Annotated in this window: 6 protein-coding genes; 2 read left to right on the forward strand and 4 right to left on the reverse strand. The window is 68.3% G+C overall.

The features are described from left to right. Positions 1-204: 204 nt before the first annotated feature. The 4 genes from IY392_RS14960 to sdhC are packed head-to-tail and all read right to left on the reverse strand — an operon-like array spanning position 205 to position 3,664. Positions 205-996: a succinate dehydrogenase iron-sulfur subunit gene (locus IY392_RS14960; RefSeq protein WP_017836676.1), complete on the reverse strand. Its 792-nt coding sequence runs from the start codon at positions 994-996 to the stop codon at positions 205-207. After that, positions 996-2,762 carry a succinate dehydrogenase flavoprotein subunit gene (gene sdhA / locus IY392_RS14965; protein ID WP_107755901.1) on the reverse strand — a complete coding sequence of 589 codons (1,767 nt, stop codon included), beginning with the start codon at positions 2,760-2,762 and terminating at the stop codon, positions 996-998. Before sdhA ends, IY392_RS14960 begins: the two co-directional genes overlap by 1 nt. A 48-nt stretch (positions 2,763-2,810) precedes the next feature. Then, positions 2,811-3,242, reverse strand: a complete 432-nt coding sequence (locus IY392_RS14970; RefSeq protein WP_107755902.1) for a succinate dehydrogenase hydrophobic membrane anchor subunit — start codon at positions 3,240-3,242, stop codon at positions 2,811-2,813. Between the two features lie 14 nt (positions 3,243-3,256). Then, complete coding sequence (gene sdhC, locus IY392_RS14975; protein ID WP_107755903.1) at positions 3,257-3,664, reverse strand: succinate dehydrogenase, cytochrome b556 subunit; 408 nt, start codon at positions 3,662-3,664, stop codon at positions 3,257-3,259. A 191-nt stretch (positions 3,665-3,855) separates the two neighbouring features. Here sdhC and IY392_RS14980 point away from each other — a divergent pair, with 191 nt between their 5' ends. Together IY392_RS14980 and IY392_RS14985 are read left to right on the forward strand one after the other, a co-directional pair. Next, entirely contained in the window at positions 3,856-4,284 is a 429-nt protein-coding gene (locus IY392_RS14980) for a cytidine deaminase (protein ID WP_194861636.1), read from the forward strand. Then, a partial coding sequence (locus IY392_RS14985) for a thymidine phosphorylase (RefSeq protein ID WP_194861637.1) occupies positions 4,281-5,309 on the forward strand: 1,029 nt, incomplete at its 3' end. The genes IY392_RS14980 and IY392_RS14985, both read left to right, overlap by 4 nt.

Consider the following 5,309-nt stretch of genomic DNA (forward strand, 5'->3'; position numbering starts at 1 on the left):
GGGCCGCGACGCGGAGCGGCCGGGGTCGTCGTGGGCGGGTCACGGAGAGCGAGTCTACGTCCGGACGGGCCGGAACCGGGCCGGACCCACCGGGCTGTGTGGTCACCGTGCTGTGCGACCTTCCCGGGCGGGCGCCTGCCCCGAACGCCGGCGGGGCCGCACCCTCCGCTCGGGAGGGTGCGGCCCCGCAGGGGAGACCGGGGGTCAGCGCGCGAACAGCAGGGCGCGCTTGACCTCCTGGATCGCCTTGGTCACCTGGATGCCACGGGGGCACGCATCGGTGCAGTTGAAGGTCGTCCGGCACCGCCACACACCCTCCGCGTCGTTGAGGATCTCCAGACGCTCGGCGGCACCCTCGTCACGGGAGTCGAAGATGAACCGGTGGGCGTTGACGATCGACGCCGGGCCGAAGTACGAGCCGTCAGCCCAGAACACCGGGCACGAGGTCGTGCAGCAGGCGCAGAGGATGCACTTGGTGGTGTCGTCGAAGCGGGCCCGGTCGGTCTGGGACTGGATACGCTCGGCCGTCGGCTGGTTCCCGGACGTGATGAGGTAGGGCATGACGTCACGGAACGACTTGAAGAACGGCTCCATGTCGACGTACAGGTCCTTCTCCACCGGCAACCCACGGATCGGGGCGATGGTGATGGTGATGGACTTGCCGTCCTTGGGGAGCATGTCCTTCATGAGGACCTTGCACGCCAGGCGGTTGACCCCGTTGATCAGCATGGCGTCGGAGCCGCAGATGCCGTGTGCGCACGAGCGTCGGAACGCCAGGCTGCCGTCGATGTAGTTCTTGACGTACATCAACAGGTTGAGCAGACGGTCCGACGGCAGTGCCGGGACCTCGTACTCCTTCCAGCCCGCCGCGTCCGGATCCTCCGGGTTGAACCGGGCGATCTTGAGCGTGACCATGGTGGAGCCGGGCGGCACCGGACGGTTCGAGCCCGGGTCCTTGCCGTCGGTGGCCTTGGTGGTGTCGACTGCGGTGGTCATCAGTACTTACGCTCCATCGGCTCGTAGCGGGTCTGCACGACCGGCTTCCAGTCCAGCCGGACCTCCGAGAGGAGGCCGAGGCCGTCCTTGAACGCCATCGTGTGCTTCATGAACTCGTCGTCGTTGCGGTCGGGGTAGTCCTCCCGGGCGTGGCCGCCGCGGGACTCCTTGCGGTTGAGCGCGCTCACCACCGTCACCTCTGCCATCTCGAGGAGGAAGCCCAGCTCAACGGCTTCCAGGAGCTCGGTGTTGAATCGCTTGCCCTTGTCGCTGACGGTCACGTCGGCGTAGCGCTTCTTGAGGGCGCGGAGCTCGTCCCGGGCCTCGGTGAGCGACTGTTCGGTGCGGTACACCGACGCCTTGTCGTCCATCATCGCCTGCATCTCGGTGCGGATGTCGTTGGCGTTCTCCGTGCCGTGCTCCGCGAGCATGCTCTCCATCCACTCGCGGACCATCTTCTCGGGCTCCTCGGGGAGCTCGACGAAGTCGTGACCCGCGGCGTACTCCGCCGCGGCGATCCCTGCCCGGCGGCCGAACACGTTGATGTCCAGCAGGGAGTTGGTGCCCAGCCGGTTGGAGCCGTGCACCGACACGCAGGCGCACTCGCCCGCCGCGTAGAGGCCGGGCACCACGTCGTCGTTGGTGCGCAGGACCTCACCCTTGACGTTGGTCGGGATGCCGCCCATGACGTAGTGACACGTCGGGAACACCGGGACCAGCTCGGTGACCGGGTCGACGCCCAGGTAGGTCCGGGAGAACTCGGTGATGTCCGGCAGCTTCTCCTCGAGGACGTCCGCCCCGAGGTGGGTCACGTCGATGTAGACGTAGTCCTTGTCGGGCCCGGCACCGCGGCCCTCGCGCACCTCGAGGACCATCGAGCGGGCGACGATGTCGCGCGGCGCGAGGTCCTTGATGGTGGGGGCGTATCGCTCCATGAAGCGCTCGCCGTCCGCGTTGCGCAGGATGCCGCCCTCGCCGCGGACCGCCTCGGAGATGAGGATGCCCAGGCCGGCGAGTCCCGTCGGGTGGAACTGGTGGAACTCCATGTCCTCCAGGGGCAGACCCTTTCGGAACACCACGGCCATGCCGTCACCGGTGAGGGTGTGGGCGTTGGAGGTGGTCTTGTACATCCGGCCCGACCCGCCGGTCGCGAAGACGGTGGCCTTGGAGTGGAAGACGTGCAGGTCGCCGGAGGCGAGCTCGTAGGCCACGCACCCGGTGGCGACCGGCCCGTCGGGGGTCTCCGTGAGGCACAGGTCGAGGACGTAGAACTCGTTGAAGAACTCCACGTCGTGCTTGACGCAGTTCTGGTACAGCGTCTGCAGGATCATGTGCCCGGTGCGGTCGGCCGCGTAACAGGCCCGGCGCACGGGTGCCTTCCCGTGGTCACGGGTGTGGCCACCGAAGCGGCGCTGGTCAATCTTGCCCTCGGGCGTGCGGTTGAACGGGAGACCCATGTTCTCCAGGTCGATGACCGCGGTGATGGCCTCCTTGGCCATGATCTCCGCGGCGTCCTGGTCGACGAGGTAGTCGCCGCCCTTGACCGTGTCGAACGTGTGCCACTCCCAGTTGTCCTCCTCCACGTTCGCGAGGGCGGCGCACATGCCGCCCTGCGCGGCGCCGGTGTGGGAGCGGGTGGGGTAGAGCTTGGTGAGGACGGCGGTGCGGGTCCGCGGGCCCGCCTCGATGGCCGCGCGCATGCCTGCGCCGCCGGCGCCGACGATTACCACGTCGTACTGGTGCTGGTGGACCTGACGATCGGTCATGGGATTCTCAGTGCTCGCTTTCGAAGTGGAACGGTCCGCAGGCGTCGATCAGATGTCGTAGGCGAGGCCGAAGATGGCGTAGGTACCCAGGACCAGAACGAGGATGGTCGCGACGACCAGAAGGGAATTGAGCCAGAAGCGCGTCGAGTCCTTGCGCGCGTAGTCGGCGATAACCGTCCGGACGCCGTTGGCGCCGTGGAGCTGTGCGAGCCAGAGCATGAGGAGGCTCCACGAGGCCCAGAACGGGCTCTGCCAACGCTCGGCGACGTAGGCCCAGTCGATCCTGTGCACACCCTCGTCGATCATGAGGCCCATGGTGAGGTGGCCGAACGTGAGGATGACCAGTGCGACGCCCGAGGCGCGCATGAAGATCCAGGCGGTCCGCTCGAAGTTGCCTCGTGACCGCAGGCGCGGGGAGCGGGGCTGGGCGAGCGAGGCGGGGCGATCGTACGACGTCTGGAGAACAGGTGCGTCTGCCATGATGATCGTTCTCCTTAGATGTGCTGGAAGAGAAGGAAGAGGAGGCGGGCGGTCGCCGCGGCGAAAACCACGACCCAGATCGCCAGGACGGCCCAGAGCATCTGGCGCTGGTATTTCGCGCCCTTGGACCAGAAGTCGATGGCGACGATGCGCAGTCCGTTGAGCCCGTGGAAGAGGACCAGTGCGACCAGGCCGACCTCCAGCAACCCGACGATCGGGGTCTTGTACGAGTCGATGACCGCGTTGTAGGTCTCCGGGCTCACCGTGACGAGCGAGGTGTCCAGCACGTGCACGAAGAGGAAGAAGAAGATCGCCACGCCGGAGACACGGTGCGCGACCCACGACCACATTCCCGGGTCACCCTTGTAGATGCTGATCTTCTTATTGGGGGCCGGACGCGCCGGCGCCTGCGCAGTACTCATGGGCTTGTCGTGCCTCCGAATCGTCTGGGCGTGGTGCCATCGGCGCGCGGTTCCTGCCCGAAAGCACAGCGGGCGCCTACTAGGACTTTAGACCTGTCAGGCCGCGGACGAGAAGCAGGGTGGGTACCGTGGTCCGGACGGGTAATGCCTGTAAGGGGACCCTAAACGAAGTTACCGAGGGGTAGAAAAGGGTGTCGTTCGAGGAAACCGCAGCACAGGGGAACGAGGCCGACACCGGTTTGCGCGAGGCCGCGACCGCGGCCGCGCGGAACGCCTACCGGCCCTACTCGGGATTGGGGGTGGGGGCCGCCGCGCTGGCGTCCGGACCCGGTCGGGACGGGCGCAGGATCGTGACCGGCTGCAACGTCGAGAACGCCTCCTACGGGCTCACCCTCTGCGCTGAGTGTTCGCTCGTGTCCGATCTCCACCGCACGGGCGGCGGTCGACTGCTCGAGATCGTCGTCGTCACGGCCGGCGGCGACCCGTTGGCGCCGTGCGGCAGGTGCCGCCAGCTCCTCCACGAACACGGCGGTCCGGAGCTGGTGGTCCACACGTCCCGTGGGCGGATCCGCCTCGCCGACCTCCTGCCGGACGCCTTCGGGCCGGAGGATCTGACGTGAGCCGCATCATCGATGCCGTGCGGATCATCGAGGCCAAGCGCGACGGCGACGAGCTCGACGACGACGAGATCGACTGGATCGTCGACGGCTACACCCGAGGACGCGTCCCGCCCGAGCAGATGGCGGCCTTGGCGATGGCGGTGTACTTCCGGGGCATGACCGACCGTGAGATCGCGCGCTGGACCTCCGCCATGGTGGAGTCCGGTACCCGGTTGGACCTGTCCGGTCTGACCCGGGCCGGTCGGCGCGTTCCCACGGTGGACAAACACTCGACCGGCGGGGTCGGAGACGCGGTGACGCTCGTCCTGACACCCTTGTTGGCGACCTGGGAGCTGGCGGTGCCCCAGCTCTCGGGACGCGGGCTCGGTCACACGGGCGGGACACTGGACAAACTCGAGTCGATCCCCGGCTGGCGCGCCGATCTGGACGCCGACTCCCGGCGCCGGATCCTCGAGGAGACCGGGGCCGTGATCTGTGCTGCCGGGGCCGATCTCGCGCCCGCGGACCGGGCCCTCTACGCCCTGCGGGACGTCACAGGGACCGTGCCGTCGATCCCCATGGTGGCGGCGTCGATCATGAGCAAGAAGATCGCCGAGGGCACCGGCGCCCTGGTACTCGACGTCAAGTTCGGATCCGGTGCCTTCCGGCCCGAGCGCGCGGACGCTGAGGAACTGGCGCGGGTGATGGTCGGGATCGGCACGTCGGCCGGGGTCCGGACCAGCGCCCTGGTGACCGCCAATCACACGCCGCTGGGTCGCGCGGTGGGCAACGCGCTCGAGGTGACCGAGTGTGTCGAGATCCTGGCCGGGGGTGGCCCTTCCGACATGGTCGATCTGACCTGTGCGCTGGCGCGGGAGGCCCTGGCACTGGTGGGTATCGACGGTGACCCCCGTGAACGGCTCGGGGACGGGCGGGCGATGGACTCGTTCCGCGCGATGGTCGCCGCCCAGGGTGGCGACCCCCACGCGGCGCTCCCGGTGGCCGCGCACACGGAGGAGGTGCGGGCACCCGGCTCGGGGGTGGTG

Origin of the sequence: Dietzia sp. SYD-A1 (genome assembly GCF_015356725.1) — a bacterium.
Taxonomy (GTDB): Bacteria; Actinomycetota; Actinomycetes; order Mycobacteriales; family Mycobacteriaceae; genus Dietzia.

Coding starts and splice junctions, on each gene's coding strand:
- sdhA (WP_107755901.1), bottom strand. CDS start 2,762: ATGACCGATCGTCAGGTCCACCAGCACCAGTACGACGTGGTAATCGTC.
- IY392_RS14960 (WP_017836676.1), bottom strand. CDS start 996: ATGACCACCGCAGTCGACACCACCAAGGCCACCGACGGCAAGGACCCG.
- sdhC (WP_107755903.1), bottom strand. CDS start 3,664: ATGAGTACTGCGCAGGCGCCGGCGCGTCCGGCCCCCAATAAGAAGATC.
- IY392_RS14970 (WP_107755902.1), bottom strand. CDS start 3,242: ATGGCAGACGCACCTGTTCTCCAGACGTCGTACGATCGCCCCGCCTCG.